Below are 1,078 nucleotides of genomic sequence, written 5' to 3' on the forward strand. Positions count from 1 at the left end.
GGTGGGGGCTGGGCGCGCAGTTCCCCGCGCCCCTGAAAGGCGCAGTTCCCTGCGGCCCTGAAGGCGCAGTTCCCTGCGGCCCTGAAAAGCCGGGCTGCGCCCCGGCCTTCAGGTGAGTGGGGGGCGGGTGAAGCGGCCTGCGATCCTGAGGTCCGCCTCGATCGCTCCGGCCGTTGCCGACAGGTGCGGCAGTACGTCCGAGACGCACTGCTCGACCGTCCGCCGCGAGCTGTGCATCGCCACGTTCACGGCGGCCACGACCCTCCCCGTACGGTCCCGCACCGGGGCCGCGATCGACCGCAGCCCCTCCTCCAGCTCCCCGTCGACCAGCGCGTAACCGGCCTCCCGCACGTCGTCCAGGACGGCCGCGAGGGCCGCCGGATCCGTGACCGTGTGCGGGGTCAGCGCGTGGAGGCCGGTCAGGAACGGGCCCCGCTCGGCCGCCGGTAGACCGGCCACCATCACCCGGCCCAGCGAGGTCGCGTACGCGGGCAGCCGTGTGCCGACCGTGATGTTGACGCTCATGATGCGGCTGGCGGCGACCCGCGCCGTGTACTGGATCTCGTCGCCCGCGAGGATCGCGAGCGACGCGGAGTCGTGCAGCCGGTCCGCGAGGTCGGCGAGGTGCGGCGCCGCGATCTGCGGCAGCGTCGTACGGGACAAGGGCGGGAAGCCGAGGGCCAGGACCCGGGGCGTGAGGCGGAAGGCCCGGCCGTGGGACGTGACCTGGCCCAGGTGCTCCAGGGTGATCAGCGCGCGCCGGGCCGTCGCCCGCGCCAGGCCCGTCGCCTGCGCCACCTCGGTGAGCGTCAGTTCGGCCCGCCCCTCCCCGAACGCCGTGATCACGGTCAGCCCGCGGGCCAGCGACTCGATGAACTCCCGGCCCAGTTCCTGCTTCGAGGCACCGGTCCAGGTGGCGAGTCCGGCCGGGGCGGCGGGCGGCTCGGCGGGGGCCTCGCGCAGGTCGCGTTCCATGGCGCGCACGGTCGCCCGCAGCCGGGGGAGCACGGTGTCGCGCAGGGAGTCCGCGGTGTGCCGGCTGGTGTGGCTCACCACGCTCACCACGCAGGCGATACGC

Annotated in this window: 1 protein-coding gene; it reads right to left on the minus strand. The window is 74.9% G+C overall.

Annotation, left to right across the window (positions count from 1 at the left end; translation table 11 throughout):
* Nucleotides 1-108: 108 nt before the first annotated feature.
* Nucleotides 109-1,078: IclR family transcriptional regulator domain-containing protein (locus FGF04_RS39405; RefSeq protein ID WP_149516194.1), on the minus strand; the 970-nt coding region annotated here is incomplete at its 5' end.

The sequence above is a fragment of the Streptomyces apricus genome (assembly GCF_008369065.1).
Taxonomy (GTDB): Bacteria; Actinomycetota; Actinomycetes; order Streptomycetales; family Streptomycetaceae; genus Streptomyces; species Streptomyces apricus.